We start from the raw sequence: 328 nt of genomic DNA, 5'->3' as shown, positions 1-328 counted from the left end.
GGAGTTGACCTTCTTGCCGGTGGCGAGACGGTTCTGGATCTGCGAGGACTGGGCGGCGGTCGACTGCAGCGTCGAGAGGTTGTTGCGGACGCCGGCAGAGAGCGAAACGGCCATGATTTGATACCTTCCTGGTATGGTGCCTTCTGGCATCGCGACCATTCTGGCCGCGACCGAGAGACCATGCGTCCGATCTCGTAACGAGCGGTAAATCCGGGCCGGCGAATTGCTCAGAAATTGGGCGAAGTCCCAATATGGTTAATGGATGTGGAACGGCGCGCGCGGGGTGCTGATCCGGACTTCCCGCAAACGAAAAGCGGCGGAGCCGATG

Source organism: Allobosea sp. Root483D1, from assembly GCF_001429505.1.
Taxonomy (GTDB): domain Bacteria; phylum Pseudomonadota; class Alphaproteobacteria; order Rhizobiales; family Beijerinckiaceae; genus Allobosea.
The sequence above is the reverse complement of the archived record's forward strand: the minus strand, read 5'-3'. Positions refer to the sequence as shown.